This window comes from Paenibacillus timonensis, assembly GCF_022427145.1.
GTDB classification, from domain to species: Bacteria; Bacillota; Bacilli; order Paenibacillales; family Paenibacillaceae; genus Fontibacillus; species Fontibacillus timonensis.
This window is the reverse complement of record NZ_JAKSXN010000045.1, coordinates 31,077-45,792: the sequence shown is the minus strand read 5'-3', so window position 1 is coordinate 45,792 and position 14,716 is coordinate 31,077. Positions and strand designations below refer to the sequence as shown.

The window sequence follows — 14,716 nt, the reverse complement described above, 5'->3', positions numbered from 1 at the left end:
CATTGAGGTTTGTCATTCAACATGTCTCCTGCGCCGCTGGGCTTTCCAAATATCCGAAACGGTTCAATGAAGCCACCATTTAGGATGTTACTGATCGGTAACAATGATAGTTGTATCATAAGTATTGAAGACTCATATGTCAAGCGGGTACAAGCCGAAATGACGGGCCAAGGCTCTGCGGTAATAAAGCCCCGCAGATTTTGCCAAGGTATGGAGAACTGCTGTTATAGGCCAAAAGTATCCTATTTGTTACTTCACTACTTAAAAGTGCGTACTTCCTTTTTTGAAAAAACGGACCTACAATAAAGCTGTCTTCAATAAAGACAAGGCATTATGGTTCCTGGCCGGGGCTGCAAATGAACAGATTCGCCATCTTATCTTGTTTTGGCTTACAAACCAAAAATTATATAGACATAAGGAGAGAAGCAGAAATGAAGTTACAATTAGCATTGGACCTGGTAGATATTCCTGGAGCAAAGCAGCTGGTAGCCGAAGTGCAGGAGCATATCGATATTGTAGAAATCGGTACGCCGGTTGTGATCAATGAAGGATTAAGAGCGGTAAAAGAAATCAAGGAAGCCTTCCCGTCCTTGACGGTATTGGCCGACCTGAAAATTATGGATGCAGCCGGATATGAAGTGATGAAAGCATCCGAGGCGGGCGCAGACATCATTACGGTGCTTGCGGCAGCTGAAGATATGAGCATCAAAGGCGCTGTAGAAGAGGCGAGAAAGCAAAAGAAACAAATCCTGGTCGACATGATCGGCATTAAAGACATCGAAGGACGCGCCAAAGAACTCGACGCTATGGGCGTAGACTACATTTGCGTACACACAGGGTACGATCTTCAGGCCGTCGGACAAAACTCCTTTGAAGACCTGAAGAAAATCAAGCGTGTGGTCAAAAACGCCAAAACGGCGATTGCAGGCGGCATCAAGCTGAGCACATTGCCGGAAGTGATCAAAGCGCAGCCGGATCTGGTTATTGTAGGCGGCGGGATTACCGGACAAGAAGATAAAAAAGCGGCAGCAGCCGAAATGCAAAAATTGATCAAACAGGCTTAATCGCCGGCTTCTGTTCAAGCGGATGGGTTACAGACTCCATACGCAAGGCTGAAACATGATCTTAGTCCTCGCTTACTATAGTGAGGACTTATTTTTCCGAAACAAGAAATGGCCCGGAAAGCTGTTTTTTACATGAAAATCAGAAAAAAGAAGGTGAAATCCATGGATGCCATGACCTTTGTGTTGTTTGGTTCGACCGGTGATTTGGCCAAAAGAAAATTATTCCCGGCGCTGTACAACCTGTTTCTGGAGCAAAAGCTGCCGCAAGCTTTTTCGGTCATTAACCTGGGACGCAAGCCGTTGTCGGATGAGGAATTTCAGGCCTATGTCGAACAATCGCTGCACACTTTTTCAAGGCGTAAGCCTGAAGACCGCTCCCAGGTAGAGCCATTTCTCCGGAACTTCCGTTATTTGGATATGGATGTGACGAAACCGGAGGGATACCGGGAACTGCTTAAGCGGATTGAAGAAAGAGAAAAGGAGCTCAACATTCCGGAGAACCGGATGTTCTATCTGTCGGTTGCGCCCGAATTTTTTGACGTGATCGCCTTGAATATCAAGGAGAGCGGCTTGGGGAGCGGCAGAGGCTGGAAACGTCTTATTATCGAGAAACCGTTCGGACATGATTTGCCGTCGGCCCGGAAGCTGAACGCCAAGCTGAATCAGGCTTTTGAGGAAGACGAAATTTATCGCATCGATCATTACCTCGGCAAGCCAATGGTTCAGAACCTGGAAACCCTAATTCCGGCGAATCCTGTTCTGAAGGCGCTTTGGAGCAATCAATACATTGCCAATATTCAGATTACCGCCAGCGAAACGGTGGGTGTAGAGGAGAGGGCCGGTTACTATGAAGGCGCCGGAGCGATCCGGGATATGTTTCAAAATCACATGCTGCAGCTGCTGATGATGACGGCTATGCATCTGCCGACTCCCGTCACGGAACAAAATGTCCGTAAGCAAAAGAGCAGCCTGTTGAAGTCTCTCCGGCCGATATGCAAAACGGAGGCGGCCCGGCACGTAGTGCGCGGTCAGTATGGAGCGGGGGAAATTCACGGTCAAGCCGTCCCTGCCTATCGGGATGAACCCGGAGTGGATGCCGCCTCGATGACCGATACATTTGTCGCCGCCCGGTTATGGATTGACGAATTTTTCTGGAAGGACGTCCCCATTTATATTCGGACGGGAAAACGCATGAAGGAAAAGTCTACACGAATCGTCCTTGAGTTCAAAGACAGATTAAAGGAACAGAACGCGGATGCAGACCGGATGCCTAACCTGTTGACAATTCAAATCAATCCGGATGAAAAAATTACGCTGCAGCTCAACGGCAGGAATCCATTGAAAAACGGACGGATGGAGCCGGTTACCTTGGATTTCTCGGTGCCGTCCGATCAGATGCCGGAAGCGTATGAACTGCTTTTATTCGATGCTTTGAAAGGCGATGCGACGTTTTTCGCCCACTGGGAAGAGGTCGAATTGGCATGGAAATGGGTTCAGCCCCTTGTCGAGGCCTTCGAAGAAAATCTCCTTCCGCTTCATGTTTATCCTGCCGGTTCGTTTGGTCCGGCCATGGCTGATGCTCTATTGGAAGAGCAGGGATTTCACTGGTGGCATGACGAAACACCGGAAGCCCGGGAGTTGTATAAGCTGGCTGCAATATAATTACGCGAATAGGGAAAGCTAAGACAGGAGGTAGGAATCGCATGAAAATCGGATTAGTCGGTTTAGGTAAAATGGGATTCAATTTGGGTCAAAATCTGATCGACCGCAAACATGAAGTCGTGGCGTTCGATTTGAATACAGATGCCGTAAAAAAGCTTCAAGCATATGGTGCTCAAGGTGCGGAAAGCCTGGAGCAGCTCGTTCATTCATTACAGCTGCCAAGGATCATCTGGATCATGGTTCCTCATGCCGTGGTGGACTCCGTACTGGATGAGCTTACACCGTTTTTGACCAAAGGCGATATTGTCATCGAGGCGGGAAATTCACACTATAAGGAATCCATCCGCCGATACAATCAGCTGAAGCAAGCCGGAATCTATTTTATGGATGCCGGGACTTCCGGAGGAATGGAAGGAGCCCGTCATGGGGCATGCTATATGGTTGGTGGCGACCCTGAAGCATGGCGCGTGGTGGAGCCGGTCTTCCGTGATACTGCAGTGGAAAACGGGTACCTGTATGCTGGCAAAGCCGGCAGCGGCCATTATCTGAAAATGGTCCATAACGGGATTGAATACGGAATGATGGCGGCCATCGGAGAAGGCTTCGAAGTCCTTGAGAAAAGCGGGTTCGACTTTGATTATGAGCAGGTGGCCAGAGTATGGAATCACGGGTCCGTGATCCGGTCATGGCTGATGGAATTGACCGAACGCGCATTTTCGAAGGATGCCAGGCTGGATGAGATTAAGGGTGTGATGCATTCCTCCGGAGAAGGGAAGTGGACGGTGGAGGAAGCCCTGGATCTTCAGACAGCCACGCCGGTCATTGCCATGTCTTTATTGATGCGCTACCGCTCCTTGGATCAAGATACCTTTACAGGCAAAGTGGTGGCTGCTTTAAGAAATGAGTTTGGCGGGCACGCCGTGGAAAAAAGCAAAGTCCCTGTACAGGCATAAATGAATGGATCATGGATGCCAATCTGAGAAAAAGTTGACCGGACCCTTGGGGGCCGGTCAACTTTTTTCAGTTGGATGCGGAAGACCTGATGATATGCTCTGAATTTTGGATATCCTTGATTCTCTTTTTGCCCCATTCATACATCATTTCAATAATCGGCATCAGCGTCATCCCAAGCTCGGTCATCGAGTATTCTACTCTTGGAGGCACTTCAGGAAACACCTCGCGATGGACAATTCCGTCATCGATCAATTCCTTCAGCTGGCTCGTCAGCATTTTATGCGTAATTTTGGGGAAAAGTCTTTGAAGCTCGCTGAAGCGGTGAGCGCCCTCTCTTCCCAAATGCCAGAGGATGGTGATTTTCCACTTTCCGCTGATAATCGCTAAAGTTAATTCTTTTTCGCAATTGAAATCGCCGTTATTGATTTTATCTAAAATTTCTTTTCTTAGATCCGACATCGTATTCTCCTAATCTTTTAATAGTAACTTTTTTGTAACCAGCGCACAAAAAAGTGCATTCTTCTTTAATCTCTCCCCGCGATATAAAATGTACATTGTAGTTATTATGATAAAGGAGAGTGAAACAAATGTCCAAAAAAGTATTGATTTTAACTGGAGATGCTGTAGAAGCATTAGAAGTATACTATCCTTATTATCGCTGTTTGGAAGAGGGATACGAGGTGGTCATCGCTTCCCCTACAGATAAAAAAGTACTGGCTACGGTAGTTCACGATTTTGAAGACTGGCAAACCTTTACCGAGAAAAAAGGATACAATATTGAGGCTCACGCTTCATTCGAGAACATTAATCCGGAAGAATTTGATGCCTTGATCATTCCGGGCGGACGAGCTCCCGAGCATATTCGCCTTCATAAAGATTTTGCCCGGATCGCAAGCCACTTCTTCAAACAGGATAAACCGATTATGATTCTGTGCCATGCCAGCCAGGCGTTATCCGTTATCGCCGATGAGATTAAAGGCCGCGAAATGACAGCCTACTTCGCTTGCCGTCCGGAAGTGGAAGCAGCGGGTGCAAAATATATCGAGACGCGTTTCCACGTTGACCGCAATCTGGTTTCCGGTCATGCCTGGAACGATCTTCCGCAGCTGATGAAGGAATTTATTAAGCAGGTTAATGCAGCGAACTAAGGGCAAAATAATGCATTATAGCTGCCATGAAAATTAAAAAACAAAATGGTTAGAGGAGAGAAGAAAAATGAAATTACAATTAGCATTGGACCTGGTAGATATTCCTGGAGCAAAGCAGCTGGTAGCCGAAGTGCAGGAGCATATCGATATTGTAGAAATCGGTACGCCGGTTGTGATCAATGAAGGATTAAGAGCGGTAAAAGAAATCAAGGAAGCCTTCCCGTCCTTGACGGTATTGGCCGACCTGAAAATTATGGATGCAGCCGGATATGAAGTGATGAAAGCATCCGAGGCGGGCGCAGACATCATTACGGTACTGGCGGCAGCTGAAGATATGAGCATCAAAGGCGCTGTAGAAGAGGCGAGAAAGCAAAAGAAACAAATCCTGGTCGACATGATCGGCATTAAAGACATCGAAGGACGCGCCAAAGAACTCGACGCTATGGGCGTAGACTACATTTGCGTACACACAGGGTACGATCTTCAGGCCGTCGGACAAAACTCCTTTGAAGACCTGAAGAAAATCAAGCGTGTGGTCAAAAACGCCAAAACGGCGATTGCAGGCGGCATCAAGCTGAGCACATTGCCGGAAGTGATCAAAGCGCAGCCGGATCTGGTTATTGTAGGCGGCGGGATTACCGGACAAGAAGATAAAAAAGCGGCAGCAGCCGAAATGCAAAAATTGATCAAACAAGGTGCATAAGCATTATGCAAACGACGCAGTATTTTGCCAAGATCATTCAAGAGTTGGAGCGTTCGGTAAACCTTATCGCCGATAAACAAGCGGAAAAGCTGTCGAAAGGAATCCTTGAATCCAGGAAAATTTTCGTGGCTGGAGCAGGCCGGTCCGGACTGATGATGAAGTCCTTCGCGATGCGGCTGATGCAAATGGGCTTTGAAGCTTATGTCGTTGGCGAAACGGTAACTCCCAACCTGGAAAAAGGGGACCTGTTCATCATCGGTTCCGGTTCGGGAGAGACGAAAAGCTTGGTGCCTATGGCTCAGAAAGCCAAAAGCCTGGAGGGAACCGTCGCGACGATCACGATTTCCCCGGATTCGACCATCGGGACTTTATCGGATATCATCGTGAAATTGCCGGGTTCGCCCAAAGACCGGTCGGACGGGGGCTACATCACCATCCAGCCGATGGGAGCTTTATTCGAGCAGACGCTGTTATTATTTTGCGATGCCGTCATATTGAAGCTGATGGAGAAGAAGGGATTGGACTCCGGAACCATGTTTGGCCGACATGCCAATCTGGAGTAGGCATTTTTTTTACTGGACTATATCGTAAATCCCATATTGAACTGTACCGGCGGTTTGGGGCCGGTACAGTTTTTTTCATTAATCGGGAGCAAGAAGCGGCAGTTGGACGATCCCTGGGTGGCACTCGGCCCAATGATTGATTTACGTGACAATTTCCTTTACGATGAATACATTGAGTGATCCTGTAACAAGAGGAATGAATGCCGTTAGGGCAGCTTATATTGGAGCCGGAGCTCGTTGGAAGACGAGCAGCCTCATCTGGGATGCCGGCATGGGAAAGGAAGAGCACCATGGCTAAAAAAGTGAAAGTATCCGAATTAGTGAACCAGTTCGGACTCGACGTGGTTTCCGGAGAGCAGGGGTTAAAGCGTGCGATCACGGTCGACGATCTGTATCGTCCGGGCCTGGAGATGGCCGGTTATTTTGAATACCATCCGCCGGAGCGCGTTCAGATTCTGGGTAAAACGGAGCTTGCTTTCTTCGAGATGCTTCCGGAGAAGGAACGCAGAGACCGGATGGAACGGCTCTGCAGCAGCGAAGAAACGCCTTGCATTATCGTCACCCGGTCTTGGAATGTCCCGGAAGAACTCATTGAAATTAGTTCCGAGAAACAAATTCCGGTACTTCGCAGCAGCATGGCGACAACCATCCTGTCGAGCCGGATCACGAGTTTCCTGGAACGGAAGCTGGCGCCTACAGCGACCATTCACGGGGTTCTCGTCGACGTTTACGGCGTAGGGATGCTGATTACCGGCAGTAGCGGAATCGGGAAAAGCGAGACTGCACTCGAACTGGTCAAACGCGGTCACCGCTTGATTGCGGACGATGCCGTGGAAATTCGTCAAACGTCGGATAACCAATTGCACGGTTCGGCTCCCGAACTGATTCGTCACCTGCTGGAAATCCGCGGCGTCGGGATCATTAACGTCATGACGTTGTTTGGCGCCGGGGCCATCCGCAACAACAAACGGATTACGCTGGTGGTAAAGCTGGAAGCCTGGCAGCAGGAGAAGCAGTATGACCGGTTGGGACTGGATGAAGAAACAACGCGGATCATCGATACCGATGTGCCGCTGGCGACGATTCCGGTACGCCCTGGACGGAACTTGGCCGTAATCATCGAGGTGGCCGCGATGAACTTCCGTTTGAAGAGAATGGGATATAACGCCGCATTGCAGTTTACGACCAAACTGACCGAAACGATTGCGGAAGATATCGACGATTTGGATTAGGAGCGTGAACGATGGGCACTTTGTTATTGGACCCGATCGCATTTTCCATCGGGGGTTTGAAAGTACACTGGTATGGCCTGATTCTGGGGAGCGCTGCTTTAATCGGCCTTCTGTTAGCGGTATGGGAAGGGAAGCGGTTCCGCATCCCTCAGGAATTTTTTATGGACTTGCTGTTGCTGGGGGTGCCGTCGGCGATTATCGCCGCACGGATTTATTACGTCGCGTTTATGTGGGACGATTACAAGAATAACTTCTGGGATGTCTTTAAAATCTGGAACGGCGGTATCGCCATCTATGGGGCGCTGATTGGCGCGATTATTTGCGCGGTGATCTTTGTTCGGCGCCGCGGCTATAACTTTTGGAGAATCGCCGATATTTGCGCGCCATCGCTAATTATCGGACAGATGATCGGGCGCTGGGGGAACTTCGTCAATCAGGAAGCTTATGGCGGACCAACGACGGAAAGCTTCCTCCGCGAAAACCTGCACCTGCCGTCGTTTATCGTCAATCAAATGAACGTGCAGGGGACGTTCCACCACCCGACGTTTTTGTATGAATCGCTATGGAACCTGGTGGGGTTGATCCTGCTGATGGTCCTCCGCAGACAGAAATTTTTGCGCTCTGGAGAGCTGTTCGCATCCTATTTCATCTGGTATTCGATCGGGCGGTTCTTCATCGAAGCGCTGCGGACCGACAGCTTGGCATTCCAAGGGGCTGCCTGGCTTGCGTCGTTCGTGAACGGATTGTGGTCGCCGATGACCTGGCTTGGCTTTGAACAAGGGTATCTGGCGCCGTCTTACGGCAACGTCCGGATTTCCCAACTGCTGGCCATCGGCATTGTGATTGCGGCGATTATATTCATAATTGTGCGCCGTCGCACGGTACGCGACCTGCCGTATTATAGCGACCCGATTACATCCACGAAAGTCGTGGCTGCGGAAGCTTTGCCGGGGACAGCCGAAGCGGCCGAACCGGAGAAGGCAGAATCGGTCAAGCCGGCGGAGACAACCGTGGAGGAGCTGCCGGAAGTTCCGGAAGAGAAGAAGGAGTAGCAACCGCATGATAGACACCGTGTTATTTGATCTGGATGGAACGATCATCAATACCAATGAACTGATTATTACGACATTTTTGCATGTCATCGAGAAGAACGGCTTGAAGCCGCATACCCGGGAAGAAATCATCCCGCACATGGGCATGACGCTGGAACATCAGTTGCAAATTTTCTCGGGCCGAGAGGATGTGGCGGAACTGGTGGCGGATTATCGGAAGTATAACCGAGAACGCCATGATGAACTGATCCGTGATTTTCCGTATGTGAAAGAAGTGATCTCGAATCTGCACGAACGGGGGATCACGATGGGGATCGTCACGACGAAGATCAAGGAGACGACGCTGCTCGCTTTGAACATGTTCGGGTTGAAACCCTATATGAAGGCCATCGTCACGGTCGAGGACGTGAAGCATCCCAAGCCGCATCCCGAGCCGATTCTGACGGCGCTGCGCGAGTTGAACGCCGATCCGGCGAGAACGCTGATGGTTGGCGACAGCGCGGCCGATCTGCAATGCGCGAAGGCCGCGGGCGTGCAAGCTGCCGGCGTGGCTTGGTCGCTGAAAGGCGAAGAGACGCTGCGCAAGTATGATCCTGACTACATTCTCCAGGATATGACCGATCTCTACGGAATCCTAGGTTTGGAGCCGGTGAGACCGTGAGACGAGTCAAGCGTTATCCGGTCGAAGGGCCCAACGCACTCTGGCAACTGTACCGGACGGTGAGCCCGTGGAAGGGCGTCCGCAATTTTATTTTTATCCAAATCGCCCGGTACTGTCCGATTCTTACCGTCAAGAATGCGATCTATCGGCGGGTGCTTGGCATGAAAGTCGGTGAACACACCGCGTTTGGGTTGATGGTGATGGTGGACGTATTTTTTCCGGAGCTGATTACGGTCGGACGGAATTCGGTGATCGGGTACAACACGACGATTCTCGCCCATGAGTATCTGATCAAGGAATACCGGCTGGGCGAAGTGCAGATCGGCGACGAAGTGATGATCGGGGCAAACAGCACGATTCTCCCCGGCGTCACGATTGGAGACGGAGCGGTCGTTGCCGCCGGGTCGGTGGTACATAAGGACGTGGCTCCGGGTACGTTTGTCGGCGGCAATCCGCTGCGGGTGCTGGAGCGGAAGAATCTTTAGTTGATGAAGGCATGACTCAGGTCATAAGTAGTTCGAAGTGACGGTAATGCTGAGGCAGGTTTGTTTCATGGATCGGTACTCCGATGTCACTAAACACAAAACACACCATGCGAATGCGCTAACGCTGATCAGGAACGTTATTATGGCGAATTCGGGGCTGTGGAATTTCTAACGACGCTGAGCAACGCTATTTTGAGGAAAACACTTGTTTATGGCTGCAAAAAGAGACAATAAGCATTGTGGTCAGCGTTAGAATTGCAAAATGGTGATTTTGGCGGATATAAGCTTTGTGGCAAGCGTTAGAAGTTAAGCTGAGTTAAAGAGAAGCGGCCTCGAACCGGTAACTTACCGGTCGGGGCCGCTTTTTGCGTATTATTTGAGCGGGATCTTGAATTCTTGGGGTTTGTAGTCCAAGGTTTCCGACAGAGTGAAGTTCAGCGGTTGGGAATATGGATGCGACTCCAGTTTGAAGCTGATCGTCTCCACGTCGCCATCAAGACGGTAAGAGGGGAAGCCATTTTCCCTCAGAATCCGATAGGAGGTTCCTTCGTCGTCCGTAAAATAATCCTCAACGTGGTAAGGAATCCCGATTTTGGATCTAGGGTTTTTATTCATTTGAAAGCGAACCTCGAGAGATTGTTCACCGGGAACGACTTCAATCTTCTCTACGGCCGGGTTTGGGGTGATGAGTTGTTTTTTGTCTGTATCAATCACGAGATTCAGTGTTCTTGAAACAGGGGTTCCAAAACCGTCGATTTGAAGCGTGACCTCGTTCCAATCTGAGTAATAAAGGCTTTCAAAATCAATCCCTGAGAGATAACTTGTCGAAGTTTTCCCGTTCCCGTAATCGTAAATAATGCCTCTGGATTTCGTGTATCGCCAAAATTGATCTTCCCGATGCTCGCCCAAATACAGCTTGGCCTCGAGGTGATCCGTCATGGACATGTCCACGTTTTTCTGCGTCTTAAACAGGAGCGTCGTGCTCAGCGGCCTCAGGACGATGTGGTCAACAGTCAATTGCTTGCCGTATAGGGTAGCGGTTTGATTCACGGGTATGGTCTTCTTCAAATTGGCATAAGGACGGCTGCTCCATTCGAAGGGGATCCTTGCTATGGCATCACCATTTATCGCTCTGGAATCTACAGCAAAACCAGCTTGAGTCGGCGCATCATGATCAAAAGTTATCTTAAAGTAGCTATGTTTAACATCCATAGAATCAACAAAGGATGTACCGCTTTGTCTAGGAAGGTTGATAAATAGATTCCCTTCCATATCGATCAGATAGCCATAAAAGTTATCAACGGCTTTCACATCCTCAGGATTGACCATCGAATAAAACACCACCACCGTCCGCCCATCCGCCAGCACGCCATCGACGGTGACCTTGGTTCCCGCCACTTCCGTCGACTTTCCGATCGGCTGGTACAAGCCGTGTTCGGCGGCCCGTTCCATCTCGGAGGTCATCAGGGACGAGACATAACTCGGAATGACCTCGTTCTGGCTAGCCGTCGTGGGGGATAATAAGCCAACAGACAGCCCCGCATTTTGCCCTATGAACAACAACAGCAAGCAAACGGCCAGCGTTCCAGCCGCTCCGGCTGTCCAGGCCAGCCCCCGACGCAGCTGCCATTTGCCTCGCAGGGTTTTCCCTTTATCCAGGCCATGCCGGATCGCAGCGTCCAGGTTCTCCTCCCGGACCTGTTTCTCGGCTAGACGAACCCCGTCAAAATAATGAGCGAATAGCGGGTCTTCCTCCCGATCAACCATAATACAATTCACCTCCCACATTCATATGGCGGCGCAACTGCTTTAACCCCTGATGCAGCCAGGTCTTGACGGTCCCCTCCGGACAATCGAGCACTCGGGCGATCTCCGCAAGGGTCATGTCTTGGTAATATTTCAGCGTCAAGACATGACGGTATTTCGGCTTCAACCGGTCCAGGGCCGAATCCAGATCCATTTTGAATACGCTGACCATTTCCCCGGTCGACTGCACCGTCTCCGCTACGTACGGAAGAACCCGTTTCCGCCGTTTAAGCTCGTCGATGCAGCAGTTGATCAGGATCCGAATTAGCCATGGGATGAAGGCTTCGGGATCCTTTAAGCGTCGGCACTTGATCCAAGCCTTGCACACCGTTTCCTGGATGGCTTCCAGGGCGTCCGATTCGTTACGCAGATAGCTGTAGGCGATGCCGTAGAGCTTTCGCCGATGCAAGGATATCAATTGATAAAAAGCTTGTTCGTCTCCGCTGCAGGCAGCGGCAGCCCATTCTCTCTCTTCCAAAGCGGGCCCCTTCCTTCCCAATGTAGAATGCAGCGAACAGGGATTACCGGCCGGTAATTTGATTCCCTATGTAAAGGACAGCGTAGAAGGCCAAACGGTTTTACGAAAGACCATCATCTGGTATAGTGAAAAGAGCACTCGGTAGAAACTTTTGCCATAAACAGGCGTCTAGTACATAAATAAGGCTTCTTCTTAATTATGAATAGGGGTTGGTTGAGTGAGCAAGGTGGTCAAGGAGCGTTTGCCGCAGCTGGACATCTTTCGGGCGTTAGCCATCATCAGCGTGATCCAGGTACATGCTTCCTCGTTCGCGGCGGCGGAACAAGCATTGAATTCACCGGTCTACTACTTTTATAACTGGATGAACATTTTTTTCAAAATCGGTACCCCGTCTTTTATCTTCCTAAGCAGTTTCGTGCTCTTCTACAATTACTACGATCAGCCGATTAGCCGCAGGCTGGTAAGCAAGTTCTACAAGAAACGCCTTACCTTTATCATTTTGCCTTATTTGTTGGTCTCCTGCTGTTATTTCGTGCTGGTAGCGATCTACCGTCACGACTTCATCAATAATTCCAAGATGTATGAGCTGAAGTCGCTGGGGACGGCGCTATTGACCGGCACAGCCTACACCCACCTCTATTTCGTATTTATCAGCATTCAGTTCTATTTGTTGTTCCCGCTCTTCTTGTGGTTATTTCAATCCATACGCAATCACCGCGTGCTGCTCGCGCTTATTCTCCCCTGCGGTCTTGCCCTGCAATGGGGGTTCGTGTTCTGGAACAAATACGAGCTGCAGCTGCCGAACAAAGCGAGCTACGCGATTTCCTATATGGGGTACTACATGCTGGGTGCGGTATTGGCCATCTATTTCGGCAAAATCAAGGCCTGGCTTACAACGGAGTGGAAAGCGCTGCCGAAGGCTCAAAAGGGATGGACGACCGCATTGTGGACCAGTTGGTTGGTGACCGCCCTCGCTCATGTCCAGCTCTGGTATTCGTTCCGTCAGGGCCTCAGCTCGCCGAACTCCCTATGGTTCGAGCTGTTATGGAACGTGCACTCCTTATTTTCCGCGTTGGTGCTGTTGAAGGCGGCCTTTTATATCCACAGGAAAGGTTCGGCCTTTTGGCCCCGGGCATTGATCCGGCTAGGCGAACTCTCCTTCGGCATCTACCTGTTTCACCCGTTCGTGTTGCTCGTGTATAGACTCTTCTGGAGCGAACAGAGGTTGCCCGGCGCTTCGTTCGGTTATCTCGTTTATATCGTCGTCGGCTCCTTGGGAGCGTTGTTCCTTTCTTGGGGGTTCGTGCAGATCTGCTTCCGGCGGTTGCCCTTTGCGGCGTGGTTTCTCGGGAATGTTCCGGCTTCCTTGCGCAAAAATAAACCGTCCGGACGGCGGGAAAGCGGGCAAAGTCCCTCGGTTGGCGCGAATATGTGACTTCGGCGATCCCTACCGGCCTGGGCGTACCCGGCCGGTTTTTTTGCGTTGTTCGGCGATCCGCAAGGGTTTTGACACCCGCTTGGGGAATACTTTAGTGCAGGCGAAATTGTAGGGAGCACCGGGAACTAGCGATTGACGGTCCGAAAGAAAATATGATAAAATTGGGCTACTCTTTACTTTGGTAGTATGGTAGCACTTTAATATAATAAAGGAAATAAAACGAGAGAGAACAACGGTGAGGTGAAACACTTGTCGAAGCCAAAAGGTTTTGAAAAACCGGCGGGGGTCCGCGACTATCTGCCTTTTGCCGTGGATAAGCTGCGTGCCATCGAACGGCGCGTGCTGGACTGCATGGCCGGCTGGGGTTACCGGCAGATCATGACGCCGACGATGGAATATTACGATACGGTCGGCGTTGCCAGCTCGACGTCGGATCAAAAGCTGTTTAAATTGTTGAATAACCGGGGGACCACCATGGTGCTCCGCTCCGATATGACGGCACCGATCGCAAGGGTCGTCGCCTCCTTGTTGAAAGAAGAACCGTTGCCGCTCCGCTTGTCATATCACGCCAACGTTTTCCGGGCCATTGAGGAAGAAGCGGGACGGGAGGCGGAGTTTTTTCAAACCGGGGTCGAATTGGTCGGAGATGATTCGCCGGATGCCGATGCCGAGGTCATCGCCTTGGCGGTAGCTTCGCTGCAGGCTGCAGGCGTGAAGTCGTTTAAGATCGCCGTCGGGCATGTCGGCTTCCTGAACGGCCTGCTGGAGGATGCCGTCCCGGGCCGCGAAGATATTCAAGAAGCTTTAAAGGCCGGGCTGCTGCACCGCGATTTCGTAGGTTATCGCGAGACGCTGGCGGAATTGTCCCTGTCCGCGGAGCAGCAGGGCGAGCTGGAAGGGATTCTTCGCTTGCGCGGCGGGAAAGAGATCTGCGGCCAGGCGCTGGAGCTAAGCGGGAATCCGCTGGCCCAAACGTCGATCCGCCATCTCTGCCAGGTGTGGGAGGCGCTGGAGGATTTCGGCGTGGCCGAACACGTGATGATCGACCTGACGATGATCGGCGATTTCTCTTATTATACAGGCATGACCTTCGAGGGATATGCGGCGGAGCTTGGCTTCCCGGTGTGCAGCGGCGGTCGGTACGACAACCTGTTGCAGCAGTTCGGACGCCCTGCGCCGGCAACGGGGTTCTCGCTGAAGACGAACCGGATTCTGGACGGAGTGGGCGGTCTGGAGGCCGAGCCGGAGCTGCCGGTCGTGCTGCAATACGACGCGTCGAACCGACAGCGGGCGTTTGCCGAAGCGGAGCGGCTCCGCGGAGAAGGCCGCAGCGTGCTGATGCGCCGCGCGGAGGGACCGGAGGATCTCTTAAGCGCGCCGGAGTCGGCGCGGAAAGCGGGACCGCTGGGGCCGTCGTACGGCGATATCCTGACGTTCGTCAGCTTTTGAGTGAAGGCAGGTTGCCTGGAA

General features: G+C 51.0%; 15 protein-coding genes. 12 read left to right on the top strand and 3 right to left on the bottom strand.

Features of this window, described 5'->3' with window-relative positions:
* Nucleotides 1-431 precede the first annotated feature (431 nt).
* The 3 genes from hxlA (MJ257_RS17440) to gnd all read left to right on the top strand — a co-directional run bounded on the left by hxlA (MJ257_RS17440) (nucleotide 432) and on the right by gnd (nucleotide 3,679).
* Complete coding sequence (hxlA, locus tag MJ257_RS17440) at nucleotides 432-1,064, top strand: 3-hexulose-6-phosphate synthase (RefSeq protein WP_240270430.1); 633 nt, start codon at nucleotides 432-434, stop codon at nucleotides 1,062-1,064.
* Between the two features lie 162 nt (nucleotides 1,065-1,226).
* Complete coding sequence (gene zwf / locus MJ257_RS17435) at nucleotides 1,227-2,726, top strand: glucose-6-phosphate dehydrogenase (protein WP_240270433.1); 1,500 nt, start codon at nucleotides 1,227-1,229, stop codon at nucleotides 2,724-2,726.
* Between the two features lie 41 nt (nucleotides 2,727-2,767).
* The gene (gene gnd, locus MJ257_RS17430) at nucleotides 2,768-3,679 is read left to right on the top strand and encodes a phosphogluconate dehydrogenase (NAD(+)-dependent, decarboxylating) (protein ID WP_074727334.1); all 912 of its coding nucleotides are present in this window, start codon (nucleotides 2,768-2,770) and stop codon (nucleotides 3,677-3,679) included.
* Nucleotides 3,680-3,746: 67 nt separating this feature from the next.
* Here gnd and MJ257_RS17425 read toward each other — a convergent pair whose 3' ends face one another.
* Nucleotides 3,747-4,139, bottom strand: a complete 393-nt coding sequence (locus MJ257_RS17425; RefSeq protein WP_240270429.1) for a winged helix-turn-helix transcriptional regulator — start codon at nucleotides 4,137-4,139, stop codon at nucleotides 3,747-3,749.
* Between the two features lie 128 nt (nucleotides 4,140-4,267).
* On the opposite strand from MJ257_RS17425, the gene MJ257_RS17420 reads away from it, so the two are divergent.
* The 7 genes from MJ257_RS17420 (at nucleotide 4,268) to MJ257_RS17390 (ending at nucleotide 9,524) form a co-directional block, all read left to right on the top strand.
* Nucleotides 4,268-4,828, top strand: a complete 561-nt coding sequence (locus MJ257_RS17420) for a DJ-1/PfpI family protein (protein ID WP_062406664.1) — start codon at nucleotides 4,268-4,270, stop codon at nucleotides 4,826-4,828.
* Between the two features lie 67 nt (nucleotides 4,829-4,895).
* Nucleotides 4,896-5,531 carry a 3-hexulose-6-phosphate synthase gene (gene hxlA / locus MJ257_RS17415; RefSeq protein WP_062406667.1) on the top strand — a complete coding sequence of 212 codons (636 nt, stop codon included), beginning with the start codon at nucleotides 4,896-4,898 and terminating at the stop codon, nucleotides 5,529-5,531.
* Nucleotides 5,532-5,536: 5 nt separating this feature from the next.
* The gene (gene hxlB / locus MJ257_RS17410; RefSeq protein WP_240270428.1) at nucleotides 5,537-6,094 is read left to right on the top strand and encodes a 6-phospho-3-hexuloisomerase; all 558 of its coding nucleotides are present in this window, start codon (nucleotides 5,537-5,539) and stop codon (nucleotides 6,092-6,094) included.
* Nucleotides 6,095-6,384: 290 nt separating this feature from the next.
* Complete coding sequence (gene hprK, locus MJ257_RS17405) at nucleotides 6,385-7,326, top strand: HPr(Ser) kinase/phosphatase (protein ID WP_240270427.1); 942 nt, start codon at nucleotides 6,385-6,387, stop codon at nucleotides 7,324-7,326.
* A gap of 11 nt (nucleotides 7,327-7,337) precedes the next feature.
* A complete protein-coding gene (gene lgt, locus MJ257_RS17400) occupies nucleotides 7,338-8,378 on the top strand; it encodes a prolipoprotein diacylglyceryl transferase (RefSeq protein ID WP_240270426.1) in 1,041 nt (346 codons plus the stop codon).
* 7 nt (nucleotides 8,379-8,385) lie between these two features.
* Nucleotides 8,386-9,039, top strand: coding sequence for a pyrophosphatase PpaX (gene ppaX / locus MJ257_RS17395; protein WP_240270425.1), 654 nt, complete (start codon nucleotides 8,386-8,388; stop codon nucleotides 9,037-9,039).
* A complete protein-coding gene (locus MJ257_RS17390) occupies nucleotides 9,036-9,524 on the top strand; it encodes an acyltransferase (protein ID WP_240270424.1) in 489 nt (162 codons plus the stop codon). Before ppaX ends, MJ257_RS17390 begins: the two co-directional genes overlap by 4 nt.
* Before the next feature lie 372 nt (nucleotides 9,525-9,896).
* Here MJ257_RS17390 and MJ257_RS17385 read toward each other — a convergent pair whose 3' ends face one another.
* Both MJ257_RS17385 and MJ257_RS17380 read right to left on the bottom strand, forming a co-directional pair.
* Nucleotides 9,897-11,291, bottom strand: a complete 1,395-nt coding sequence (locus tag MJ257_RS17385) for a DUF4179 domain-containing protein (protein WP_240270423.1) — start codon at nucleotides 11,289-11,291, stop codon at nucleotides 9,897-9,899.
* Nucleotides 11,284-11,808: a sigma-70 family RNA polymerase sigma factor gene (locus MJ257_RS17380; protein WP_240270422.1), complete on the bottom strand. Its 525-nt coding sequence runs from the start codon at nucleotides 11,806-11,808 to the stop codon at nucleotides 11,284-11,286. Before MJ257_RS17380 ends, MJ257_RS17385 begins: the two co-directional genes overlap by 8 nt.
* Nucleotides 11,809-12,025: 217 nt before the next feature.
* Here MJ257_RS17380 and MJ257_RS17375 point away from each other — a divergent pair, with 217 nt between their 5' ends.
* Nucleotides 12,026-13,243 carry an acyltransferase gene (locus MJ257_RS17375; protein ID WP_240270421.1) on the top strand — a complete coding sequence of 406 codons (1,218 nt, stop codon included), beginning with the start codon at nucleotides 12,026-12,028 and terminating at the stop codon, nucleotides 13,241-13,243.
* Between the two features lie 252 nt (nucleotides 13,244-13,495).
* On the top strand, nucleotides 13,496-14,695 hold the full coding sequence (locus tag MJ257_RS17370) for an ATP phosphoribosyltransferase regulatory subunit (RefSeq protein ID WP_240270420.1): 1,200 nt from the start codon (nucleotides 13,496-13,498) through the stop codon (nucleotides 14,693-14,695).
* Nucleotides 14,696-14,716: the final 21 nt, after the last annotated feature.

Excerpts from the sequence above, each read along its gene's own strand:
- hxlA (WP_240270430.1), top strand. The coding sequence starts at position 432 with ATGAAGTTACAATTAGCATTGGACCTGGTAGATATTCCTGGAGCAAAG.
- zwf (WP_240270433.1), top strand. The coding sequence starts at position 1,227 with ATGGATGCCATGACCTTTGTGTTGTTTGGTTCGACCGGTGATTTGGCC.
- gnd (WP_074727334.1), top strand. The coding sequence starts at position 2,768 with ATGAAAATCGGATTAGTCGGTTTAGGTAAAATGGGATTCAATTTGGGT.
- MJ257_RS17425 (WP_240270429.1), bottom strand. The coding sequence starts at position 4,139 with ATGTCGGATCTAAGAAAAGAAATTTTAGATAAAATCAATAACGGCGAT.
- MJ257_RS17420 (WP_062406664.1), top strand. The coding sequence starts at position 4,268 with ATGTCCAAAAAAGTATTGATTTTAACTGGAGATGCTGTAGAAGCATTA.
- hxlA (WP_062406667.1), top strand. The coding sequence starts at position 4,896 with ATGAAATTACAATTAGCATTGGACCTGGTAGATATTCCTGGAGCAAAG.
- hxlB (WP_240270428.1), top strand. The coding sequence starts at position 5,537 with ATGCAAACGACGCAGTATTTTGCCAAGATCATTCAAGAGTTGGAGCGT.
- hprK (WP_240270427.1), top strand. The coding sequence starts at position 6,385 with ATGGCTAAAAAAGTGAAAGTATCCGAATTAGTGAACCAGTTCGGACTC.
- lgt (WP_240270426.1), top strand. The coding sequence starts at position 7,338 with ATGGGCACTTTGTTATTGGACCCGATCGCATTTTCCATCGGGGGTTTG.
- ppaX (WP_240270425.1), top strand. The coding sequence starts at position 8,386 with ATGATAGACACCGTGTTATTTGATCTGGATGGAACGATCATCAATACC.
- MJ257_RS17385 (WP_240270423.1), bottom strand. The coding sequence starts at position 11,291 with ATGGTTGATCGGGAGGAAGACCCGCTATTCGCTCATTATTTTGACGGG.